The following is a 22,030-nucleotide window of genomic DNA, read 5'->3' as shown; positions in this document are numbered from 1 at the left end:
CGCCACGCACAGTGGCTAATAGTGATAAAAAAATCAGCTAACTCACGCAGACCACCACGGCCGAAAGCACCAACCCAGCATCACCACCCCCGCCCGCCCCAACGACCGCCCTGTCGTTACCTTGTGCATGACGGCACTTTATCGGTGCCTGACCTCTTTCAAATCCCACGACGGTGCACGCAAGTGGCGTCAATTAACGCCCGCACAAGCCTTTTTATGTGGCACACTTCATGCATAGTGAATTTTATTCAAGTTACTTGAATACACTCACTAACCCATCTTTGCGGCGTGGCCGCACGGGAGCATCATGCATAAGTCACTCCGTACGTTTGTCTTGTCGATGACCGGCGCGCTTGCGCTATGCGCGTCGATCCCGGGTCACGCGCAAAGCGGCGACCTGCTAGCCCGCGTGAAGGCGAACAAGGAAATCACGGTGGGAACGGAAGCGCGTTATGCCCCGTTCGAGTCTATCGAGAACGGCAAGATCGTGGGTTATGACGCGGACCTTCTGCAATACGTATTGAAGTCCTTGCCCGACGTCAAGCTCAAGCAACTCGACCTGCCGTTCCAGGGCTTGCTGCCGGGCCTCGACGCAAAACGCTTCGACATGGTCATCACTGCCGTCACCGTCAATAAGGATCGCGCGAGCCACTTCGCGTTCACGTTGCCCATTGCAGATGCAACCGCAGGCGTGCTGGTGCGTTCGAACGAAGCTTCCATTAAGTCGCCGAACGACCTCAACGGCAAGATCGTCGGATCGCAAACGGGCTCGGCACAATTGCAGGCGTTGATGACGCTCGACAAGAATCTGAAGGCCGCCGGCGGTTCGGGTATCAAGCAGATCAAGCAATACGTTGCCTTCGACGAAGCTTATGCGGATCTCGCGGTGGGCCGGCTCGATGCGGTCGCGCAGTCGGTCTCGAATCTCGGACCCCTGCTGAAGTCACGTCCAGGCGTGTTCACCCTGCTGCCGCAAAGCATTGGACCGAAGAGCTATTTCGCGTGGGTCGCACGTAAGGACACGGACAGTGCGGCGCTGCTCAAGCTCTTCAGCGACGGCATCGCGCGTGCAAATCATGACGGCACCATGAAGGCGCTGCAGATGAAGTGGTTCGGCACGACCATGGACGTTCCCGCCGACACCATGCCCGAACCGTCGATGTAAGCAGCATCCATCGACATGAATCCACCCGATCTCCTCGCGCGCTGTCTCGGTTATCTGCCGCAACTGCTGGACGGCGCCATCACGACACTGTGGCTTTCAGCGATCGCGGTAGCGTGCGGTTTCTTCGCGAGCATCTTCATCTACATGATGTCAGCGAGCAAGAGCCGCACGCTGGCCACGGCTGCGCGGGTCTATGTGAGCCTCTTTCGCGGCACGCCAGTGCTCGCGCAATTGCTGGTGTTTTATTACGTGCCGTCGGGGCTCGGGTGGGCCATCCCTGGTGTAGTCGCGGCGGCCGTGGGTTTATCGATGAATACGGCGGCGTATCAGTCGCAAATTCTCGGCACCGGTTTTATCGCGATTCCGCGCGGGCAGATCGAAGCTGCGCAGACCTTCAATCTCACGCGTCGCCAGACGTTGTGGCATGTCGAGATTCCCCAAGTGGTTGCGTTGACACTGCCGGCACTGGTGTCGGAGATGATCGATATCGTGAAGGCGTCTGCAGTAGTGTCGGTGATTGCCGTCACCGACCTGATGCGCGTCGGCCAGCAATTGTCTTCAGTCAGTTACCGGCCGCTCGAGGTCTACACGCTCGCTGCCTGCTTCTATCTCGCGATCACTTCGCTGCTGTCGCTTGCCGGCCGGGGTATCGAACGGCGCGTGGCGCGGCGAGCCTGAAATATCCATGAACAGTTTTCTCTCGCTCATACCGCGCTTCGCCGAAGCCATCCTCATTACGCTCGAGGTCAGCTTGCTCGCGGCCTTTATCGGCGCGCTGGGTGGCTTCGCGTTGAACGCGCTGCGGCTGCAATTTCCGCGCTGGCTTGCTGGACCGTATCGCGTCTATGTGTGGCTCGTGCGCGGTACCCCGTATCTGTCGCAACTGGTGATTGTCTATTTTGGCTTGCCCGTGATCGGCATCACTATGACCGCCGTGCAGGCGACTATTGTGTCGTTGGCGTTCTATTCCGCGGCCTACTTCGCGGAGATTTTTCGCGCCGGCTGGGCCAGCATTCCGCGCGGCCACATGGAAGCGGCGCGCGCGTTTGGCATCAGCCGGTGGTCCGCTTTCCGCAGCATCGAAATGCCCCAGGCGATCGCGTTTGCCATTCCGTTGCTCGCGAACCAGACCATTCTTGTCATCAAGGAAAGTGCAGTGGCGTCGATCATTACCGTGCCCGAATTGACGATGACAGCAAGCGACATCGTCGCCTCGACTTATACGTACATCGCGCCGTACGCGATGTTGATCGTGTGCTACTGGCTTCTCACGCAATGCATCGCCATCGCCGCCCGGTGCGCGCAGGCGATGAGTGCTCCTTCGCGGAAAACTTCATGAGTTCATTGCCCATTCTCGAACTGCGCGCCGTGGGTAAATCGTATGGCGCTAATCGCGTGCTCAAGGGCATCGACCTCGCGGTGACACGCGGTGAAATAGTCTCGCTGATCGGGCCTTCGGGTTCCGGCAAGACAACCGCGCTGCGCTGCATGAATTTCCTCGAAGCCTACGACGAAGGCGAAGTGTGGATCAAAGGCCAGTTGCTCGGCTACCGCTCCGCTGGCCGCTCGGAGCGCGATCGCGACAGTGAAAAGAGCATCGCGGAAGTTCGTCGGCCTGTGTCCATGGTGTTCCAGCAATTCAATCTGTGGCCGCACATGACCGTGCTGGGGAACGTGGCTGCGCCGCTGGTGTTGTCGAAGAAAACGAACAAAGCCGATGCGCATGGACAGGCGCTGGCTGCGCTTACGCGCGTCGGCCTTGCCGAGAAAGCGGATGCTTACCCCGCGTCTCTCAGCGGCGGTCAGCAACAACGCGTGGGCATTGCGCGCGCATTGGCGATCGAACCGGAAGTGATGTTGCTGGACGAGCCGACTTCCGCGCTTGATCCTGAACTCGTGGAAGAAGTATTGAGCGTGATCCGCTCGCTTGCGCAAGACGGCATGACCATGGTCATGGTCACGCACGAGATGAGCTTCGCCGCGAAGATCTCGGACCACGTGGTGTTCATGGAAGCCGGGCAGATTGTGGAAGCCGGGCCGCCTGAACAGATTTTCGGCAACACACGCACGCCGCGTTTGCAGCAGTTCCTGAAGCCCTGGTTCGATCGCAGTCTGACCTCTGTCACCGGAGTCGCATGATGCAGGACGACGCACTCAAGGCGAGCGCTTGTGTCGATGCATCGCGTCTGCTCGATTCGATCGAAACGCTCGCTCGTTTCGGTGCGCGCGAAGACGGGGGCGTGGATCGCCCTGCACTGTCTCCCACGGACATAAACGCGCGGCGTCATTTGATCGAACGCGCCATAGCGCTCGGTTGCACAGTACGCACGGACGCCTGCGCGAACCTGTTTTTCCGTCGCGCGGGTCTCGAAGATCTTCCGCCGGTAATGACCGGCAGCCATGTCGATACGCAGCCGACCGGCGGCAAGCTCGATGGCAGCTACGGCGTGCTCGCGGGCTTCGAATGCCTCGCCGCACTGAACGATGCCGGCATCCAGACGCGCCGCCCGCTCGAAGTAGCGGCGTGGACCAACGAAGAAGGCACGCGCTTCCAACCGGGCGCGATGGGATCGAGCGCGTTCGTCGATTCCGATTTGCTCGAGCATTATTGCCAGGCCAAAGACGGCGATGGCATCACGCTGGCCGCCGCACTTGCTACTCACCGTGAAGCGTTCCCCTCGCTCGAAACGCGTGCCGTAGAAAAGGCGGCGCATGCGTTCATCGAGTTGCATATTGAGCAAGGCCCATTGCTCGAACTCGCCAATATTCCCCTCGGTGTGGTCAAGGGCATTCAAGGCGTGCGCTGGTACGCGGTGCGTTGCAAGGGCGTCGCGGCGCACGCAGGCACCACGCCTATGCATGCGCGTGACGACGCCATGACGCTCGCTGTGTGCATACGCGCCGAGATCTCGGCCTTCGCGCATCAGCTAGGCGGCGACGACACCCGCATCACCTTCGGGCGCTGGACCGTATTGCCGAACTCGATCAACACGATTGCATCGGAGGTCACGTTCAGCATCGACTTCCGTCACCCGGATCCAGCCGTGCTCGACGCGTTCGATCGCAAACTTCTGGACTGCACGGTGCGAAACGGCGTGACATCGGAAGCGCTGTTCATCCATCCACCCGTCGACTTCGCACCCGCAGTGATTCAACGCGTAGCCGACGCATGCCACGCGCTCGATGTGCTATCGCTGAGCATCACGTCGGGAGCATTCCACGACGCCATGTATCTTGCGAAACATTGCCCGAGCGCGATGCTGTTTGTTCCGAGTCGCGGCGGCATCAGCCACAACCCGCTTGAAGCCACCGACGACGATCACCTCGTACTGGGCGCACGCGCACTCGCACACTGCCTGGTTCATCTCTGCAACGAAGCACCTTGAAACCGATACGACTGAAGGAGTCACCATGAGCACGCCGCACGTTGAACATCATCACGACAACAGCCATGCACTCGGCGAAAACGCCACGCTGCGCGAACCCATTTCCGCCGATGGCACGCCCGAGATCGGCAAGACGTACACGGTCCCGGCGCGCAATGGCCGCGCGGTGCGCGTGAAGTCGGGCCAGACAATCCGCATCACGAATACGCATGGCACTCAGGTCTGCGATACGTGGATCTTCAACGCCGATCACCTCGACGAATTCCTGTCGTTCGAACATGCACGCGCATCGCTGGATAAAGTGATTCCACAGGCTGGCGATCCGCTGATGACCAATCATCGCCGGCCGATTGCCGAACTGGTCACGGACACATCGCCGGGTGTGCACGACACACTGATGGCTGCATGCGATCTGTATCGCTACAAGAACCTGGGCGTGGCCGGCTATCACGACAACTGCGCCGACAACATGCGGCTCGCGCTGAAAGCAATCGGCTTGCGCGCCCGCGAAGTGCCGCAACCGTTCAACCTGTGGATGAACATTCCGATCAAGCCGGACTATTCCATCGAATGGCTCGCGCCGGTGTCAAAGGCCGGAGATTACGTGGATATCAAGGCGCTGATGGATTGCGTCGTGGTGATGTCCGCTTGCCCGCAGGATATTATTCCGATCAACGCGCTCAATCCGCTGGAAGTCGAATTCACGGTGCTCGCGTAGATCCCCTACTTTTAAAGAGCCTTCCGGTGGTCACAAAAAAAACTGCAACACGCAAACCGGCGAATCCGCGCCGAACGCACGCCAAGTCGCTCGAAGCGCAACCTGATCCGGCCGCGGCGCTCGGCGTGCGCCTCAAACACGCGCGCATGGTCAAGCAGTTGACGCTAAAAGCGCTCGCAGCGGAGGCCGGTTGCTCGGAGAGCATGTTGTCCAAACTCGAAGGCGGCCACGCGCAGCCTTCGCTTGCCACGCTGCACAAGATCGCGCTGGCGTTGTCGACCAACGTGGGCGCGCTCGTCTCGGGACCGGACATCAATACCTCGCCCGTGCAGCGCGCAAACGAGCGTCCCACCACCGAGTTCCCGTCTGCCGGCAAGCGTCTTTCGATCATGCTTGAACGGGTGATCGTGCCTGCTGCGGGACAACTGCTGCAAAGCGATATCCACGTGATCGAACCGCTTGCCAGCAGCGACGAGCAGATCAGCCATGCAGGCGAAGAACTCGGTTATGTGATTGAAGGCGAGTTCGAACTGACGCTCGGCGATGAATGTTATCTGCTGCATGCAGGCGACACCTTCTATTTCCCCAGCACGGTTCCGCACAGCTATCGCAACCCCGGCAAGGCGGTGACGCGCGTGCTGTGGACCAATACACCGCCCACCTTCTGACGAGAACATCATGCCCGGCACCGATCGAAGCCAGATGGCGTTACCCCGTTTCAGCGGCATTCCCACCTTCATGCGCGTGCCGTACTGCACGAGTATCGATCAACTCGATATCGTTCTGGCCGGCGTGCCGTTCGACGGCGGCGTAACAGCGCGACCCGGTGCGCGTTTCGGTCCGCGCGAGATCCGCAACATGTCGTGCATGACGCGCGCGATCCATCATGTGACGCGTTTCAATCCGTTCGATGTCTGCCGCGTCGGCGATATCGGCGATGTGCCGTTCACCGATCTCTATCATCTGGAACGCTCGCATGAAGACATCCGGCGTTTCTTCGAGCCCGTCTTCGCGGCTGGCAAGATCCCGTTGAGCGCGGGCGGTGATCATTCCATCACCTATCCGATCTTCCAGGCGATGGCGCCGAAGCAACCTATCGGCATGGTGCATATCGATGCACACACGGACACTTGGGATAGTTTCAAGGGATCGAAGTTCACGCACGGTGCGCCGTTTCGCCGCGCGGTGGAAGCGGGGTTGCTCGACCCGAAGCGGACCATTCAGATTGGCATTCGCGGTGCGCAGAATTCCGATGAAGGCTGGCGCTATTCGCTGGAAAGCGGCATGCGGGTGGTGTTTATCGAAGAGTTCGAGGCACGGGGCGTGGGTGCGATCATCGATGAAGCACGCAAGGTCGTGGGTGATGGACCGACGTATCTTTCACTCGATGTCGACGGGCTCGATCCGGTCTTTACGCCCGGTACGGGCACGCCTGAAATAGGCGGGCTGACGACCCGTGAAACCCTGGCGCTGCTGCGCGGACTTGATGGGTTGAATTGGGTCGGCGGTGATGTGGTGGAAGTGTCACCGCCTTATGATCCGAGTGGCAACACTGCACTTGTTGCCGCTACGCTGATGTATGAAATACTGTGTTTGCTGGCGCGCCGTTTTGAATGAGGGTCTTAGTGGGCCGGGGGGCTGTGCGTACCAAGGCGGTGTACTTGGCGATCGGCGTGAACATGGATGGCCACAAGGAGGTCCTGGGGCTGTGGATAGCCCAGACTGAAGGGGCCAAATTCTGGCTGCAGGTGGTGACCGAGTTGAAGACGCGCGGCGTGCAAGACATTTTTATTGCCTGCGTGGACGGGCTCAAGGGCTTTCCAGAAGCGATTGAAGCGGTCTACCCCAAGGCTGCCGTGCAGTTGTGCATCGTGCATATGGTGCGCAACAGCCTGAACTACGTATCATGGAAACTGCAGCGCGAAGTGGCCGCCGATCTGAGGACGATTTACACCTCATTGACCGTCGAGGTGGCCGAGCAAATGCTGAGCGCCTTCGAGGCCAAATGGGACAAGGACTACGCCTTGATTGGCCAGAGCTGGCGGCGTAACTGGGCCCGGGTGATACCGTTCTTCGACTACCCGCCGGAGATCCGAAAGGTAATCTACACGACCAACGCGATCGAATCGATCAACATGAGCCTGCGAAAAGTCATCAAAACGCGCAGTTCATTTCCGACTGACGACGCCGTAATGAAGCTGTTTTACCTGGCGCTGAACAACATTAGCAAGAAATGGACGATGCCGATCAGAGACTGGAAGGCGGCCCTAAACCGCTTCGCCATCCAGTTCGAAGACCGGATGTCGCAGGGTTAGACGAAAATCCGTTTACACAAAATCCGGGACACCCACGCACAGTGGCTAATAGTGATAAAGAAAACATCCAACATATAACGACCGCGAGCCTAAGCAGCACCAACCCAGCATTGACCCCGACCACCGATTCCAAAAACCCCAACCCAGCAACGACTCCGACCACCAGCGCCAGCAGACCAAAACCCCAAACCCGTCCACCGGCGCGAGCAACCTTACGTCGGTAAATCCTGCCCCTTCGTTTCCGGCGCAAAAGGAATCACCGCCAGCCCGATCACAAACGCAATAGCAGTCAGAGCAATAGGCACGCCGAGCGTCTTCATGTGCAGCACCATTGCGCCGATTCCAAAATTCACGATCGCCCCAAAAAAACGTCCTATCGATGTACAAAAAGCAAACGCCGTAGCACGCACGCGAGTTTCGAACTGCTCCGGCAACCACAGGCTGAACAACGCGAAATTGCCGCCGAAGAAACCCAACACCACCAGCAACGCGATAAACGGCACAAGCCCATTCTCCAAATAGAAGGCCCAGCCGAACGCCAGCACAATCGATAACGCCATGCCCACGAAGTACACCGCCAACGTGAGTTTGCGGCCGATACGCTCGGCAATAGGCGGCAACGCAAGACAACCGATAATCGTCCCGATCGACAACAACCCCGTTGCAATCGATGCGGTCCGCGCAGCATCCGCCTTCGTCATGCCAGCCTTCGTTGCTAGTTGAATGACTGCGGAAGGTTCGTACACGGCCCCCGCCCACAAGCCGATGATAGCCACAGTCAACAACACCGTCGCAACGATGGTCCGCTGCTTATATTGCGCGGAGAAAATCGATCGCAGCGAACTCGCCTGCTTGACCACCGTCGCTTCGACCTTCTGCCACTTGTCGGTTTCCTTCACGCGCAGCAACACGATGATGGACACGATCACCGGCACTACGCCGACCAGGAACATCGCGCGCCAGCCGAAGGCCGCGCCGATCGTATAGTTAAGTGCAGCAGCCATGAAGAAGCCAGCGTAATACCCCGTCTGAAGATAACCCGCACCCATCTTGCGACGATCTTCCGGCCACGCTTCCGCAACGTAAGTGCCTGCCAGCGCCCACTCCCCGCCAATGCCCACGCCCGCAAGAAAGCGATAGATGCCCAGTTCCCACACGGTGTGTGAGGTCGCGGCAAGCCCGGTAAAGATCGCAAAGGTGAAGATCGTCGCGGCGAGCACCTTGGTGCGCCCGAAGCGATCGGCAAGCGGCCCCCAGATGAACGACAGCCCCCAACCCACGAGGAACAGCGCGAACAGGATCGACCCGGCCAATCCGACATTCGCCGGCGTGGCCGCGTAGCCCGACCTCGGCAACAATTCCGTCAACGCAGGCGCCAGTACCAGCGCATAGATGAACGAGTCCATGCCATCGAGCGTCCAACCCGCCCAGGCGCCCCAAAAGCCTACGATCTGTGTCCGGTTAAGTGGCGTACGCGTGCGCCGGGTGGCGCCTATCGAACGTTCCAGCGTGCTTGGCATGACTGTCTTCCTGGTAGATGTGAAACGACGCGCTCTGTTCGGTTGACCGGGCGTCTGCGGGTAAGCACCGGGCCTCGCGTTGCCAGCCTAAAGTGCATTTTCATATATAATATTTGAAAGTGAGCTGTTGACCACTCCGCACTTGTACCTAGCTTCGGAGGAAAAAGCATGAAAAACGAGCTGAATCCCTTATTCCGCGAGGCGCAATTCGAGCCGCGCCAAAGCACGTCGCGTTATATAGCAGACGCGTTGCGCTCGGCGATTGTCGAAGGCACGCTGCTGCCGGGTGAGCCGCTGCGGCAGGACGCTATCGCCAGGCAGTTCTCCGTCAGCGCCATTCCCGTACGCGAGGCGTTCAGGCAACTGGACAGCGAGGGCTGGGTCACCATCGAGCAGAATCGCGGTGCATCGGTGAGTCTGCAATCGCCCGATGAAGCCCGAGAGATCTACGAGATCCGCGCCTCGCTGGAGAGTCTCGCGATCGGTATCGCGATCGAACGTCATACGGAGGCGACGCTGGCCGAGGCGCACAAATTGCTGGAGGCCGCGGCCAACGAGCCGGACCAGGCACTCTATGTAGTGCGCAACGAGCAGTTTCATATGAGCCTGTATGCGCCCGCCGAGCGTCCTCATCTGATGGAACTGATCGGTACGATGCATCGGCGAGGCGAGCGTTATCTGCGGCTCAAGTTCGGCATGCCCACGTTCAAAGGCCAGTCGGACGCCGAGCACGAAGGCATTCTCGAGGCGTTGCGCGCCCGCGATACCGAAGCGGCGCAAACACTCGTCGCACGCCATCTGCTCGCGACCGGCGAACTGGTTTATCGTTTTCTTCATGACGCGCAATTGCAGGCTCAGGCCGCGCAGCCGAAGAAGCGCCGCCGTGCTTCCGCTTCGCGCTCAGCCTGATCGCTGGATTCATTCAATATCGAGCAACACCGAGGCCACCGCATGAATCCCTCCGCCCAAGCTGAAACCGCCCCGGCACCGCGTCAGTGGAATACGCGTGCGCTGGAAAAGGCCCGACGCCTGAAGGCTATCGAAGACTGGCTCGACAACGGCGTGCTCAAGGCAGAACGCATCGTCGATGCCCTGGAAACCCTGATTCAATCCGGTGATCGTGTCGCACTGGAAGGCAACAACCAGAAACAAGCCGACTTCCTTTCGCGCGCATTCGCCAAGCTCGATCCGGCCCGTGTGCACGACGTGCATCTGCTCATATCCAGCATCAGCCGGCCCGAACATCTCACGCTGTTCGAACGTGGCATCGCCCGGAAAGTGGACTTTTCGTTCGCGGGGCCGCAGAGCCTACGCGTGGCGCAATTGCTCGAAGACGGACAGCTCGAGATCGGCGCGATCTATACGTATATCGAGTTGTATGCGCGCATGTTCATCGACCTGACGCCGCAAGTTGCGCTGGTCTGCGCGGTGCAGGCCGACCGTCACGGCAATTTGTATACCGGTCCGAATACCGAGGACACACCGACCATCGTTGAGGCCACTGCGTTCCGTCATGGCATCGTGGTGGCGCAGGTGAACGAGATCGTTGATGAACTGCCGCGCGTCGATATCCCCGGCTCGTGGGTCGATGTAGTCGTGCAAGCGGACCGGCCGTTTGCCGTCGAACCGCTGTTCACGCGCGATCCGCGTCATATCGGCGAGTTGCAGATTCTCATGGCGATGATGACCATACGCGGCATCTACGAACGTTATGGCGTGACGGCGCTGAATCACGGCATCGGCTTCGATACCGCCGCGATCGAGTTGCTGCTGCCGACCTATGGCGCGGCGCACGACCTGAAGGGCAAGATCTGCACGCACTGGGCACTCAATCCGCATCCCACGCTGATTCCGGCTATCGAGAGTGGATGGGTGGAAAGCGTGCATTGCTTCGGCAGCGAAGTGGGCATGGAGGATTACATCGAAGCGCGCTCGGATGTGTTCTTTACCGGCCGCGATGGCAGCCTGCGATCCAACCGCGTGCTGTGCCAGCTTGCGGGTCAATATGGCGTCGATCTGTTTATCGGCTCGACGTTGCAGATGGACGCCGACGCGAATTCATCGACCGTGACGCTTGGCCGCCTCGCCGGATTCGGTGGTGCGCCGAACATGGGACACGATCCGCGCGGACGCCGTCATTCGAGCGCCGCGTGGTTGAAGTTGATGAAAAACGACGGACCGAACAGCGCGATTGGACGCGGTCATAAACTCGTTGTTCAAACCGCCGAGACCTTCAAGAAGGGCGGCGAACCGACCATTGTGGATGCGCTCGATGCCATCGCCGTCGGCAAGCAGAGCAACATGCCGATCGCCCCGGTGATGATCTACGGCGACGACGTGAGCCATGTCGTGACCGAAGAGGGCATCGCGTACCTGCACGCGGCCGAAGGCGTGGAGGAGCGCCGTGCGGCGTTGCGCGCGGTGGCGGGGGTGACACCCGTCGGCATGCGCGCCGACCCGGCCAAGACGGCGGAATTGCGTCGGCGGGGCATTGTTGCGTATCCTGAAGACCTCGGCATCCGGCGCGGCGAAGCGAAACGCTCGTTGCTGGCGGCGCGAAGTATCGACGATCTGGTCGCGTGGTCGGGCGGGTTGTATGAGCCGCCGGCAAAATTTCGCGGCTGGTGATCGCGATGGCCTGCACTCAACCCGTATTCTTCGACGTCGCCTGCGACCCGTCGATCATCGCGGATACAGCGGTCGCCGCGTTGATCGACGAAGCGTGCCTCACGCCGAAACCCGCGCTGGTGGACCGGCGTGGAAGCGGTGCACATCGCGATCTCGACCTCGACCTCATGCTGCGCTCGGCGCGTTCGTTGCGATCGACTTTTCTTGAGCTGGCGTGCGCAGCCATCGGCGAAAAACCATCGCAACGGCTGCGTGAACAACTTGCCCGTATCGGCCGTGAAGGTGAAGTCGCTATGCTGCGTGCAACGAATGGCAGCAATGCGCATCGTGGGGCGATCTGGGTTGTCGGCTTGTTATGCGCCGCTGCCGCAATGAGTCCGCTCGGCGACCCCTCCGTGCTCTGTGCACAAGCCGCCGCTATTGCGCGCTTCGACGATCGTTTCGCCCCGTCGCCCAACGCGTTGAGTAACGGCGCGCGCGTGATCCAGCGCTTCGGCGTGGCGGGCGCGCGCGGGCAGGCCGCAGAGGGTTTCCCGCACGTGCTCGAAGCCGGCTTGCCCGCGTTGCATCGATCCCGTGCGAATGGCGCGACTGAAGACGAAGCGCGGCTCGATGCGTTGCTCGCCATCATCGCGACACTCGACGACACCTGCGTGCTGCATCGTGGTGGGCGCATCGCGCTCGAAGCGGCGCAATCCGGCGCACGAGACGTACTGCAAGCAGGCGGCGCAGCGCAACCGCAAGGCCGCGCCGCACTCACCCGTCTCGATCACCGGCTAACCGAACTGAACGCATCGCCCGGAGGCGCAGCGGATCTGCTGGCCGCCACCCTCTTCCTCGACACTTTGCCGCGCGTCGACTGACGCGGAGAACACGCCATGGAAAACTTGCGCTACGAATATCCCGCCACCCGTCCCGTGCCGCAACGTGCGCATGTGGGCGTGGTCGGCTCGGGCGACCTGGAAATTTTGCTGTCGCCATCGGAGAGTCAACACGCGGAAGTCGTGATCCGCACGAGCGTGGACGGGTATGAACACGTCTGGAAAAGCGTGCTCGACCGCTTCTTCTCGCGCTACGACGGCGCCGCCCGACTCGAACTCAACGATTTCGGCGCGACGCCCGGTGTCGTCATGTTGCGTCTCGCCGAAGCGGTGGAAGCGAGCGAAGGAGATGCACCGTGAGCGCCCACGATACCTTCATCGCGCAGCATAGTTTTATTGAACTGACCGCACGCGGGCGCGCCCGTGCATTGCTCGATGCCGGCACTTTCCGCGAGCTGATCGGGCCGTTTGACCGGCTGGAATCGCCGTGGCTCGCCATGCAGAATGTCGTCTGCCAGGCCGACGACGGCGTGGTTATCGCACGCGGTAAGCTCGGTGGCGAGGCGGCGGTTATCGCTGCGATCGAGCCCGCGTTCCAGGGCGGCAGCATCGGCGAAGTGTCGGGTGCGAAGATCGCGGCGGCGCTTGAACTGGCTGTGCGTGAGTTCGAAGCGGGCCGAAAGATACGGCCGGTGATCCTGTTCGAAACCGGCGGCGTTCGGCTGCAGGAAGCAAATCTCGGCCTCGCGGTGATCGCGGAGATTCAGGCGGCGATCGTCGCGTTGCGTCGATACGTGCCGGTGGTCGGTGTGATCGGCGGCATGGTCGGCTGCTTCGGCGGAATGTCCCTTGCAGCGGCGCTATGCAGCCGGCTCGTGATGACACGGCAGGCGCGGCTGGGAATGAACGGACCTGAAGTCATCGAACAGGAAGCGGGCGTGGAAGAGCTCGATTCACGCGACCGTCGGCTCATCTGGTCGATGATCGGCGGCGAACAACGTGCAGCCGTGGGTCTTGCCGATACCCTCGTGGAAGACGACGCGAATCAGGTTCGCGACGCCGTGCTCAGCGCGTTCGAACGCGGCGTGCCGGCGAGCCATCGAACAGAACAGGTCGATGCGCAACTTGAACGGCTTGCGCGCGTCGATCCATCCGCAATCGATCCCGCTGTGTTGCGGACGCTTTGGCAAGGAGATGCATGATGGAAGCATCACGTGGGCAAATCTGGTTCGACGCGTTGACGTCGGGCAAATGCTCGACGTCGAACAACGAAGGTCCGATCCGCAGTGCCGAAGCACTGCTCGGTGAGACGACCGCGCGTTTCATCACCGTCGTTCCCGATCCGCATAACCGCTTTCCGCGCGCGACCGATAACGTGGTCGGCCTCGAACAAGGCTGGCTGCTCGCGCGCGCCGTACGTAACGCGATGGATGCGGACCGCGAGACTTCGGTCAAGCGTCCGATCGTGGCTATCGTCGATGTGAAAAGCCAGGCTTATGGACGCCGCGAGGAATTGCTCGGCGTCCATCTGGCGTGCGCTGCCGCCGTCGATGCCTACGCAAGTGCGCGGCTTGCCGGACATCCCGTGATTGCGCTGATCGTTGGCCCGGCGATGTCCGGTGCTTTTCTCGCGCATGGCTATCAGGCGAACCGGATCATCGCGCTGGACGCGAGCGGCATCAGCGTGCATGCAATGGGCAAGGAAGCGGCCGCGCGCGTCACGCGGCGCAGTGTGGAAGGACTCGACGAACTCGGCGACCGCGTGCTGCCCATGTCGTACAAGATGAGCGCTTACGCAAAGCTTGGGCTGCTGCATGAGCTGATCGCCGGCATTGATGCGGATGCGCCCGGGCACGAAGATATCGGACGCGTGCGGGCATCGTTGATCGCTGCTATCGACGATGCCCGGCAGGGGCCGCGCGATCTGTCGTCGCGGTTGGAATCGGCGGATGCGAAGCGGATTCGTGCGGCGTCGATAGAAGTCCGCAAGCGCATGGCGGAGCAATGGGACGCGTCGTGAGCCCACACGATCTGCTGCGGCTCGCGCCGGGCACGCCCAATTTTTCGGACGCGCCGGCGTGGGTCGCCGCGTCATTGAAACGCGCACCGTTCGTGGTGGTTCGACGGGCGGTCTCGTTGAACGGCTTGATCGCGGTTGGCGTTCGGGGCGAGACACGCAGTGAACGTTTTGGCTCCTGGCTTGACCCACGTTATGTTGAGTTGGTGCTGAGGCCGGAAGCGCTTAGGAACGTGCAAGCTTTAGCAAGCCGCTCAATGTCGCACGCATTCACATTGCTCGAAGCGATCGCCCCACTCTGCGACGCAACCGGCTACGTTTGGGGACCCACCGGCAGCGTCGGCTTCGAACTGGCGAGTGGCTGTCCGACGGTCACGCAAACGAGCGATCTCGATCTGTTGATGCGCGTGCCCGAGCGACTGAACCGCACCACAGCGAAGACCTTATTCGATGCACTCACCCAAGCGGCGCTCGACCACGGCACGCACGTTGATATGCAAATCCAGACTCAGGACGCAGCGTTCTCGCTGGCCGAATTCGCGCACCCAGGCTCGCGCGTGATGCTGCGTTGCGCCGATGGCCCGAAGCTCGTCGCCGATCCCTGGCAGACGAGTTGCGCCGCATGATCACGTTCCTCTTCCCCGGTCAAGGCTCGCAATTCGCGGGCTTTTTGCACACGCTCGGCGGTGCCACGCCGCACGCGCGGATTGCCGAGACCATCGAAGAAGCTTCCGACGTGCTGCATATGAACGTGCTCGATCTCGACCATGCCGATGCATTGAATTCCACCGTCGCCGTGCAGATCAGCTTGCTGGTCGCGAGTGTAGCAACGGTGCGGGCATTGCACGATGAAGGTGTCATGGCGGACGCGGTGGCAGGTTTATCGGTGGGTGCGTATGGCGCAGCGGTCGCGTGCGGCGCCATTTCTTTCGATGACGCTTTAAGGCTCCTGCACCTGCGCGCGCAATTGATGGAGCGCGCTTATCCGCAGGGTTACGGGATGCTCGCTGTATCCGGTCTTAGCGAGCGCGAGCTCGACGCGGTGATCGCGAACGCTCATACGCAGGCCGCTTATATCGCGAACTTGAATGCACCGCGGCAGATCGTGGTCGCAGGTGCCGACGCGGATCTCGACCGCGTGCGCGAACGCGCGTTGGGTGCCGGCGCACGCAAGGCCGAGCGGCTTGCGGTGAGCGTGCCGTCCCACTGCGTGCTTCTCGACGATGCCGCTCGCGTGCTCACCGAAGCAGCTAGCAAGATCGCGTTTCGTGCTCCATCGATTCCGTATATAAGCAATCGCGGCGCACGTCCCTTGCGTCAGGCCGATGCCATTCGCACCGACCTTGCGACCAACCTGCGATATCCCGTGCGTTGGCACGACTCGACTATCGTGCTGGGTGAACTCGGAGCGCAGGTATTCGTCGAAATGCCGCCGGGGCGCACGCTGACGCAACTAGCCGAAGAAGCGCTGCCCGCGATCGCAAAGGTCGCGGTGGAGCAGACATCGATTACATCGGCCGCTGCGCTGATACGGGCACGTGGCGGGCGCCAGACAAAGTGAAATCTATGCGGCCGTTAAGCTAACGGGCTTATCTCGCCGCAATGCGACGTCACGCGATCTGCTCCACCCATCGACTCCGCCAACCGGGTGCTTCAAAGGGATCCGAAAAATACTGGGTCTCGTGAATGACCTTACCGTTGCAGAACTCCATGATGCTCACCACGTACGCCGCTGGCCCCTTATAGGTGATAGAGTATTCCGTGACCCAGAGATTACCTTCTCCTTGAATTCGCCTGACGTCGAAACCCGATGGCTTATCTGGATGATGACTCCGCAACGCCTGCAAATTGCTTCGCCCGAGGATTCGTTCACCTGATTGCGGATAATCACAGATGGCATCGTCATCGTAAATATCGTGTTCCGCGTTGAGATCGCCGGCTGCCGACGCGTTCCAGTGCGCAGTCAAGGCTTCACGTATTTTTTCCTCATGCATCGGCTGCCTCCGGATACGGTCCACGTTTCGCTATCATTTACTTTGCGAGAGGAAGCTCCCGCTGCCGGTGTTGACGACCTCGTTGAACCTCTGCCTGGTCTGAATCCGGTTAATCTCGTCAAACGCGTCTGCTGGAAGCGCGGAGATATCGAAATTTTCTCGCGCGCGGGCCGCAGTCTTGGGCGTAGTAAGCAAAGCCCCACCACGCTGCAGCGCCCAGGCAAGCAGTACCTGTGCTGGCGTCTTGCCAATTCGCTCGGCAATCTGGGAAATGACCGGGTCCTCAAGCGGCCCCGGCCTTATTCCGTGACCCAATGGCGCAAAGGCCAAAAACACTATCTCTTTCTCCTTGCAGAATTCCAGAAGTTCCGTTTCTGGAAGATACGGATGCGCTTCGACCTCCACCACCGTCGGCTTGATTCGTGCCGATTCGTAAAGGGGCTGCAATCTGTTCAAGGTGATGTCGGACAGTCCGATGGCGCGGCATTTTCCATGGTCGACAAGATCTTCCATCGCCCTCCATGTGTCGAGCAAGGTCACGCCTTTATCGTAGATGACATCGCCGTTTTCATCGCGCGGATCCTGCTCATCCCCTGGCTGAAATGCAAACGGAGTGTGAATGAGATAGAGATCCAGATAGTCGAGCCCAAGCCTGCCAAGACTCGCATCGAAAGCCGGTTCGACACGTTCGGGCCGATGATTGGAGTTCCACAATTTTGTGGTCACAAAGATGTCTTCGCGCGCGATTCCTCCGGCAGCAAGCCCTACCCGCAGGGCCTCGCCCACCTCACGCTCGTTCCGATATCGCTCGGCGCAATCGACGTGTCGATATCCGGCTTCCAGCGCGTCTCTGGTAGAGCGGGTGGTCGTAGCTGCATCGGGGATCAGCGTGCCAAATCCGAGTGCGGGCATACGGCCGCCGCCGTGATTAAGCACTATCCTTCTGCTCCGAAAATCGGAAGGATCAGTCATGACAACACCTCCGCATTATCTCGCGCCCGGCGACAAAGGACCAATGCTTGAGCGCGCAATAGTGGCGCCAGGTCCATGAACAGAAAAGACATCGACATAGTTGAGCCGGCTAACCGCTTCATAGCGAATCCCTAGCTAAAGAGTTCGTGAACTGCCTACTAAGTCTCGTTATTTGAAGGAATGTGAAATGCCGCTTCATCGGCAGGCGCGACTTCGGGGCTTTGGCAAAGGGGTCGGAATCTTTTCGATAACCCGATGCGAGCAGCAACGGCGCCTTGAAACCCTTCTCTCTGAGGCCAAATTCTGTGTCGAGTGTGCGGGAGTTGAAGTGTTAATGGAGTCGCGTTGATTCAAAACTCAGCCGCCGCCATCAGGGTCAAACCGAGCGCCAAATAGGCCTGCTTGTTAATCCAGTGTAGCAGACGAATTCCAGGGCGGGGTAGCGCGTAGCTAAGAATGCCCAGCTATCTATATCGACAGAACTGGACTTCGAAGTCCGAGGCCCAGTCCAACGCGTATAGCGAATCAGTTCACGCTTGCATGTTACGCACTCTGCACGAGCGCCGAGATCTGATCGCTCGACATTGCACCGCGATAGATGCGGAACTCGTCGATCGTCCCATTGAAGAACGGGTCGCCCGAATACTGCGAGCGTCCGATCCAGTTCTGTGCAGTCGGACCGACGCGCCACGGTGCGAAGACAACATCTGTCGCGCTGCCGATCACACTACCGTTCAGATACAAGGTGGCTGCCGTGCCTGATAACGTCACGGCGACGTGCGCCCATTGTCCTGTTGGCAGCGCGGCGTTGCCGTTGATGCCGAGCTCGCCGTGTCCGCCATTGGTCGTGATCGCAAAGCGCATGACACCACCGGAGTTCTTCGGTGTGAGGAACACGTAGCGTCCCGTGCCCGTACCGAAATCGAAGATGCGAGTCCATGCTTTGCCGCCGTTCCAGAAGACCCACGCCGTAATGGTGAAATCCGAGACATCGGCAACAAAGTTGTTGGGCAGGCTGACGTAGCCGCTCGAGCCGTCGAGCGACACCGCATTGCCGATCTTCCCCGCAACATGAGCCGCGCCGCCGGCGAGCGTGCCCGTATGGCCGTTGCCCGTCGCGTCGGCGGCGCTCGTGCCGCTTGCTTCGTCGAAATTCAGATACGTATGCAGTTGCACCGCCGTCACCGCGACGGCCTCCGCCGAGTTCGCGCTTTCGCCCGACGCTGTCTGCGCACTCACGACGTAATACCATGTGCCCGCTGACGGCGTGTCGGTGTACGTCAGCGGATCGGCGATACCGCTCGCGATGGTTGTGTACGATCCTCCTGAACTGGACGCACGCTTCACGTTGTAGCTCGTGCCGTTCGCCACGCCCCACCATGACAGCACGACCTGTCCGGCGCTCGGGAACGCTGTAAGACCGTTCGGCGCAGCGACGGGCGTGACGGCGTCGCGCGTGCACGTAAGCGTGCCGTAGCCAAGTTGATCGTAACCGCCGCTGGCCGTGCCGTAGTTGCCGCCTCCGCCTTCGGGCTGGATCGCCAGCGCGAACTTCGTCGACCACGGCGCCGCAAGCCCTTTGCGATTCACGTAGTGGTTGTAGACGAGCGCCCAGCATGGCCGGATCGTGCCCTGCGAGGCGGTCGAAAAGCCTGTTTGCGTCACGTCGACATTCGAATAGGTCACATACGGCACCGTGTTGTATGTGCCGTCCGCTTGCACCAGATTCGCCTTCGCCACGTATTCCGCGCCGGCGAGAAAGCGGTTGTTGTCATAGCCGTAAAGGTCGATACCCTGGTTCCACGCCATCTCGCAGATTGCACCGCCAAGCGCGATGCCAAGCGTGTTGTGCCCCTGGTCGCGCCCCGTCTCCTGCCATTGTCCGAGATAGCCGGGGTGCACGTAATAGACGGCTTGGGCAATTGCACCGTTACCGGCGCCATCGATAAAGTAATTGACCGCCTGATCGAACAGCGTGTGGTCGTCGCACAGCACGCCGATCGCCATTATCGACGCCATGTTGCATAAGTCCCAGTTGGCCCAGTAGTGAGTGACGTCAGTATTGTTGTGCCGGTTCAGAAAGTCGACGTTGATCGGGTAGAAGATGTTGAGCATCATCGACTGGAACGCCGCAAAGTCGGTTGCTGCCCAGCCCACATAGTTGCGCATGATTTCGCCGGCGTTCGCAAACTCGTAGCCGTAAATACCGGCCGCCAGGTCTACGTTGGTATCCCCGCCGAGCCGCTGCAATGTCGAAGACCAGGCATTCATGATCTGCACGGCCTTGTCGGCGTATGCCGTATCGCCCGATATTTTCCAGCGCAGCGCGCATGCGTAAGCTGCGGCAATGTCGTTGTACAGCACCGGATAGTTTTGTGCGCCGGAACCCCCGCGGTCGACTTCGGCCTGAGGGCGCGGCGACCAGGACAGGTGTGAACGGCCGTTGGCGATCAGCACGTTCCACCCGTCATACCACGGAGACGCCTGTGTGGCGACCTTCTGCGCCATCCGGTCGAAATCGCTCTGCGTATGCAGCAGTCCGGGATGGACGAACGTACCTCCGTCGCGCCGTTGGCGACATGTGCCAAGGTCACAGTCGATATGGAGTCCCGGTTTGTCGCGCGGCTCACGGCCATGGTCGCGGGGCTGCTCCCCCCGTCGCACGCCGACAGCGCCAGCGCGCCGAGGCTGTACAGAAAACTTCGCCGCGACATTCCTTTGCTTTGATCGTCGTTACTCGTCATATCGTCCTCGTATGTTATGTGGTGAATGAACTGCGAGCGGAGGGTGAGATGCCACCCGGCGAAACGCGTCGCCACGACACGAGATACCTCGGCAGACATTTGCCAGCAAACGTTTGCCTTCGTAGCCGGTATAACAACAAAAGCACGATCCGCCGCCACCTTGTTATCGGACAAAAATGCTCGCTCGCGTAGAGCGAATGGCGTACGGGCATGCTGAATTTAACGTAAGGAAAAACTGATTCTGTTTGCGCGTCCAGTAATGGACAAGAAAGGAGACTGAAGCAGGGGCAACAGAATGAATGCCCGCGAACTAGCTTTGGTCGGCAAGATGAATCGAATACGAATCTATTAACCAGTCGATAAAAATGTCGACCCGCCTTGGCTTGGTTCGATTAGGCATATACACAACGGACACAGGGCGGGGATTTAACGGATAGTCTCTCAGAACCTTGCTCAGTCGGCCGAATCGCACATGAGCGTCGAGTATGAAGGTGCTCCCCTGTATCAGTCCGAGGCCAGCAAGCCCACATGCCACGTAGGTATCTGCGTCGTTCACCAGGATCGCGCTCTTCTCGCGAAAAATTTCGGTAGTTGCGGGATAACAGTCGACTTCGCGACTAGTGAGGGCATGCTGACACGGACTATTCCGCTTTTGCTTCCCTTGGAAGCCTGAGCGTCGGCGTCCATTTCGTCTAAATCCCGAAGAAGCGCGACGCAACGTTCGTAGTAGCGAACGCCCGCATCTGTCGGCTTGCTTCGACGGGTTGACATGGCTCACGCGCGTTCGCGGCGAGCCGCGCGCGATCGGGCGTCTTCGCACACGGCGAGACTCGTCGACGCCGTACTTAGCGCAGACACCCCTCGCGTGGAGAGCCAGTGGCATATACGTCGCTGGCCAGAATCGGGACACGTTTTACCTGAAATCGCCCCTCTTGTCGCTTGTCCGCCGCGACGGAGTGGCCCAAACTGCCCTTCTGAGGGCCCCCTCCCGATGGAGGACCAGGCGAGGATGGTTCCAAGCCCTTCCGTCAGAGCATCTCGGTGCAATCAGAAGACAGTGTAGTTGAGGTAGCCTGTTGTTCTCACTCTGCGGCTCGAATGTACTTCATGAAAAGGCTTACACCATCCGTGACTCGCTCCGATTCACTTCCAGGTCTTGCCGATATCCTTGAACCGGGTTTATCAGTGGTATTTTGCGGCATAAATCCGGGCGTCCGTGCAGCATCGACCGGACACCACTTTGCCGGCAGAGGCAATCGGTTCTGGCAGGCCGTTCATCTCGCGGGTTTTACTCCCGAACAGATTTGTCCTCAAGACGACCGCACACTCCTGCAGTATGGTTGTGGTCTCACAACCGTGGTCTCGCGTCCGACCGTACGAGCAGACGAACTATCACAATGGGAGTTCAAAGCGGCTGCGACCGAATTCGAGCGGAAGATTGAACGATATGCGCCACAATGTGTTGCCTTCCTCGGGAAGATGGCGCTCTGTGCAATGTCGGGCAGTCGCGACATTGCCTGGGGCCCGCAACCGGCAGCATTCGGCGGCGCCCGCGCATGGGTGTTGCCGAATCCCAGCGGCCTGAACCGGACATTCAGCCTCGACGCGCTGGTGACTGCCTATCGGGAACTTCGTCTTGCCATCGCACCGGCTGGTTCGGCTTCGAGAACTCGCACAGTAGACTAGGCCGTACGTTCCGACTTGCCCGCCAGCACTCCCGATTTGACTGGAACCAAAACTCCAGCGGCTC

The 22,030-nt window shown here is 60.2% G+C and carries 22 protein-coding genes and 1 pseudogene; 18 read left to right on the top strand and 5 right to left on the bottom strand.

What is annotated here, in order from left to right; translation table 11 throughout:
• Positions 1–307 precede the first annotated feature (307 nt).
• From M0D69_RS34715 to M0D69_RS34675, 9 genes and pseudogenes are all read left to right on the top strand, one after another.
• Positions 308–1,165 (top strand): transporter substrate-binding domain-containing protein, encoded by an 858-nt coding sequence (locus tag M0D69_RS34715; RefSeq protein ID WP_301786350.1) that lies wholly within the window; start codon positions 308–310, stop codon positions 1,163–1,165.
• Positions 1,166–1,180: 15 nt separating this feature from the next.
• A complete protein-coding gene (locus M0D69_RS34710) occupies positions 1,181–1,843 on the top strand; it encodes an amino acid ABC transporter permease (RefSeq protein ID WP_301786349.1) in 663 nt (220 codons plus the stop codon).
• A gap of 7 nt (positions 1,844–1,850) precedes the next feature.
• Entirely contained in the window at positions 1,851–2,504 is a 654-nt protein-coding gene (locus M0D69_RS34705) for an amino acid ABC transporter permease (protein ID WP_301786348.1), read from the top strand.
• A complete protein-coding gene (locus tag M0D69_RS34700) occupies positions 2,501–3,304 on the top strand; it encodes an amino acid ABC transporter ATP-binding protein (RefSeq protein ID WP_301786347.1) in 804 nt (267 codons plus the stop codon). Before M0D69_RS34705 ends, M0D69_RS34700 begins: the two co-directional genes overlap by 4 nt.
• Entirely contained in the window at positions 3,301–4,551 is a 1,251-nt protein-coding gene (locus tag M0D69_RS34695) for a M20 family metallo-hydrolase (RefSeq protein ID WP_301786346.1), read from the top strand. Before M0D69_RS34700 ends, M0D69_RS34695 begins: the two co-directional genes overlap by 4 nt.
• Positions 4,552–4,576: 25 nt before the next feature.
• Positions 4,577–5,269: an urea carboxylase-associated family protein gene (locus M0D69_RS34690; RefSeq protein WP_277038669.1), complete on the top strand. Its 693-nt coding sequence runs from the start codon at positions 4,577–4,579 to the stop codon at positions 5,267–5,269.
• A 125-nt stretch (positions 5,270–5,394) separates the two neighbouring features.
• Positions 5,395–5,937, top strand: coding sequence for a cupin domain-containing protein (locus M0D69_RS34685; protein ID WP_301786352.1), 543 nt, complete (start codon positions 5,395–5,397; stop codon positions 5,935–5,937).
• A gap of 10 nt (positions 5,938–5,947) precedes the next feature.
• Positions 5,948–6,886 carry an agmatinase gene (speB, locus tag M0D69_RS34680; RefSeq protein WP_301786345.1) on the top strand — a complete coding sequence of 313 codons (939 nt, stop codon included), beginning with the start codon at positions 5,948–5,950 and terminating at the stop codon, positions 6,884–6,886.
• 17 nt (positions 6,887–6,903) lie between these two features.
• Positions 6,904–7,584 (top strand): annotated as a pseudogene (locus M0D69_RS34675) (IS256 family transposase); the annotation flags it as partial.
• Positions 7,585–7,796: 212 nt separating this feature from the next.
• On the opposite strand, the gene M0D69_RS34670 reads toward M0D69_RS34675, so the two are convergent.
• A complete protein-coding gene (locus tag M0D69_RS34670; RefSeq protein ID WP_301786344.1) occupies positions 7,797–9,104 on the bottom strand; it encodes an MFS transporter in 1,308 nt (435 codons plus the stop codon).
• A gap of 168 nt (positions 9,105–9,272) precedes the next feature.
• Between M0D69_RS34670 and M0D69_RS34665 the strand changes: the two genes are divergently transcribed.
• From M0D69_RS34665 to mdcH, 8 genes are read left to right on the top strand one after another with little or no spacing between them, the layout of a single operon-like run.
• On the top strand, positions 9,273–10,013 hold the full coding sequence (locus M0D69_RS34665) for a GntR family transcriptional regulator (RefSeq protein ID WP_301786343.1): 741 nt from the start codon (positions 9,273–9,275) through the stop codon (positions 10,011–10,013).
• 42 nt (positions 10,014–10,055) lie between these two features.
• The gene (mdcA, locus tag M0D69_RS34660) at positions 10,056–11,732 is read left to right on the top strand and encodes a malonate decarboxylase subunit alpha (protein WP_301786342.1); all 1,677 of its coding nucleotides are present in this window, start codon (positions 10,056–10,058) and stop codon (positions 11,730–11,732) included.
• A gap of 5 nt (positions 11,733–11,737) precedes the next feature.
• Positions 11,738–12,595 (top strand): triphosphoribosyl-dephospho-CoA synthase, encoded by an 858-nt coding sequence (locus M0D69_RS34655; protein WP_301786341.1) that lies wholly within the window; start codon positions 11,738–11,740, stop codon positions 12,593–12,595.
• A 15-nt stretch (positions 12,596–12,610) separates the two neighbouring features.
• On the top strand, positions 12,611–12,913 hold the full coding sequence (locus tag M0D69_RS34650) for a malonate decarboxylase subunit delta (protein WP_047848894.1): 303 nt from the start codon (positions 12,611–12,613) through the stop codon (positions 12,911–12,913).
• Entirely contained in the window at positions 12,910–13,755 is an 846-nt protein-coding gene (locus M0D69_RS34645; RefSeq protein WP_301786340.1) for a biotin-independent malonate decarboxylase subunit beta, read from the top strand. Before M0D69_RS34650 ends, M0D69_RS34645 begins: the two co-directional genes overlap by 4 nt.
• Entirely contained in the window at positions 13,752–14,573 is an 822-nt protein-coding gene (gene mdcE, locus M0D69_RS34640) for a biotin-independent malonate decarboxylase subunit gamma (protein ID WP_301786339.1), read from the top strand. The genes M0D69_RS34645 and mdcE overlap by 4 nt, the downstream gene beginning before the upstream one ends.
• Positions 14,570–15,196 (top strand): malonate decarboxylase holo-ACP synthase, encoded by a 627-nt coding sequence (locus M0D69_RS34635; RefSeq protein WP_301786338.1) that lies wholly within the window; start codon positions 14,570–14,572, stop codon positions 15,194–15,196. The genes mdcE and M0D69_RS34635 overlap by 4 nt, the downstream gene beginning before the upstream one ends.
• On the top strand, positions 15,193–16,131 hold the full coding sequence (gene mdcH, locus M0D69_RS34630; protein ID WP_301786337.1) for a malonate decarboxylase subunit epsilon: 939 nt from the start codon (positions 15,193–15,195) through the stop codon (positions 16,129–16,131). The genes M0D69_RS34635 and mdcH overlap by 4 nt, the downstream gene beginning before the upstream one ends.
• Positions 16,132–16,180: 49 nt before the next feature.
• On the opposite strand, the gene M0D69_RS34625 is transcribed toward mdcH, so the two are convergent.
• The 4 genes from M0D69_RS34625 to M0D69_RS34610 all read right to left on the bottom strand — a co-directional run bounded on the left by M0D69_RS34625 (position 16,181) and on the right by M0D69_RS34610 (position 21,163).
• Positions 16,181–16,564 (bottom strand): nuclear transport factor 2 family protein, encoded by a 384-nt coding sequence (locus M0D69_RS34625; RefSeq protein ID WP_301786336.1) that lies wholly within the window; start codon positions 16,562–16,564, stop codon positions 16,181–16,183.
• Positions 16,565–16,597: 33 nt separating this feature from the next.
• Positions 16,598–17,536: an aldo/keto reductase gene (locus tag M0D69_RS34620; protein ID WP_301786335.1), complete on the bottom strand. Its 939-nt coding sequence runs from the start codon at positions 17,534–17,536 to the stop codon at positions 16,598–16,600.
• Positions 17,537–18,079: 543 nt separating this feature from the next.
• Positions 18,080–20,200, bottom strand: a complete 2,121-nt coding sequence (locus M0D69_RS34615; RefSeq protein WP_301786334.1) for a LamG-like jellyroll fold domain-containing protein — start codon at positions 20,198–20,200, stop codon at positions 18,080–18,082.
• Positions 20,201–20,590: 390 nt separating this feature from the next.
• Positions 20,591–21,163: a LysR substrate-binding domain-containing protein gene (locus M0D69_RS34610; protein ID WP_301786333.1), complete on the bottom strand. Its 573-nt coding sequence runs from the start codon at positions 21,161–21,163 to the stop codon at positions 20,591–20,593.
• Between the two features lie 224 nt (positions 21,164–21,387).
• Between M0D69_RS34610 and mug the strand changes: the two genes are divergently transcribed.
• Positions 21,388–21,966, top strand: coding sequence for a G/U mismatch-specific DNA glycosylase (gene mug, locus M0D69_RS34605; RefSeq protein WP_301786351.1), 579 nt, complete (start codon positions 21,388–21,390; stop codon positions 21,964–21,966).
• The last annotated feature ends 64 nt before the right edge of the window (positions 21,967–22,030 follow it).

This window comes from Caballeronia sp. SEWSISQ10-4 2 (assembly GCF_030464885.1).
Classification (GTDB): Bacteria; Pseudomonadota; Gammaproteobacteria; order Burkholderiales; family Burkholderiaceae; genus Caballeronia.
The sequence above is the reverse complement of the archived record's forward strand: the minus strand, read 5'-3'. Positions and strand labels throughout refer to the sequence as shown.

Coding starts and splice junctions, on each gene's coding strand:
- M0D69_RS34710 (WP_301786349.1), top strand. CDS start 1,181: ATGAATCCACCCGATCTCCTCGCGCGCTGTCTCGGTTATCTGCCGCAA.
- M0D69_RS34715 (WP_301786350.1), top strand. CDS start 308: ATGCATAAGTCACTCCGTACGTTTGTCTTGTCGATGACCGGCGCGCTT.
- M0D69_RS34655 (WP_301786341.1), top strand. CDS start 11,738: ATGGCCTGCACTCAACCCGTATTCTTCGACGTCGCCTGCGACCCGTCG.
- mdcH (WP_301786337.1), top strand. CDS start 15,193: ATGATCACGTTCCTCTTCCCCGGTCAAGGCTCGCAATTCGCGGGCTTT.
- M0D69_RS34690 (WP_277038669.1), top strand. CDS start 4,577: ATGAGCACGCCGCACGTTGAACATCATCACGACAACAGCCATGCACTC.
- M0D69_RS34625 (WP_301786336.1), bottom strand. CDS start 16,564: ATGCATGAGGAAAAAATACGTGAAGCCTTGACTGCGCACTGGAACGCG.
- M0D69_RS34610 (WP_301786333.1), bottom strand. CDS start 21,163: ATGCCACTGGCTCTCCACGCGAGGGGTGTCTGCGCTAAGTACGGCGTC.
- speB (WP_301786345.1), top strand. CDS start 5,948: ATGCCCGGCACCGATCGAAGCCAGATGGCGTTACCCCGTTTCAGCGGC.
- M0D69_RS34705 (WP_301786348.1), top strand. CDS start 1,851: ATGAACAGTTTTCTCTCGCTCATACCGCGCTTCGCCGAAGCCATCCTC.
- M0D69_RS34650 (WP_047848894.1), top strand. CDS start 12,611: ATGGAAAACTTGCGCTACGAATATCCCGCCACCCGTCCCGTGCCGCAA.
- mdcA (WP_301786342.1), top strand. CDS start 10,056: ATGAATCCCTCCGCCCAAGCTGAAACCGCCCCGGCACCGCGTCAGTGG.
- M0D69_RS34670 (WP_301786344.1), bottom strand. CDS start 9,104: ATGCCAAGCACGCTGGAACGTTCGATAGGCGCCACCCGGCGCACGCGT.
- M0D69_RS34665 (WP_301786343.1), top strand. CDS start 9,273: ATGAAAAACGAGCTGAATCCCTTATTCCGCGAGGCGCAATTCGAGCCG.
- M0D69_RS34620 (WP_301786335.1), bottom strand. CDS start 17,536: ATGACTGATCCTTCCGATTTTCGGAGCAGAAGGATAGTGCTTAATCAC.
- M0D69_RS34695 (WP_301786346.1), top strand. CDS start 3,301: ATGATGCAGGACGACGCACTCAAGGCGAGCGCTTGTGTCGATGCATCG.
- mdcE (WP_301786339.1), top strand. CDS start 13,752: ATGATGGAAGCATCACGTGGGCAAATCTGGTTCGACGCGTTGACGTCG.
- mug (WP_301786351.1), top strand. CDS start 21,388: ATGAAAAGGCTTACACCATCCGTGACTCGCTCCGATTCACTTCCAGGT.
- M0D69_RS34700 (WP_301786347.1), top strand. CDS start 2,501: ATGAGTTCATTGCCCATTCTCGAACTGCGCGCCGTGGGTAAATCGTAT.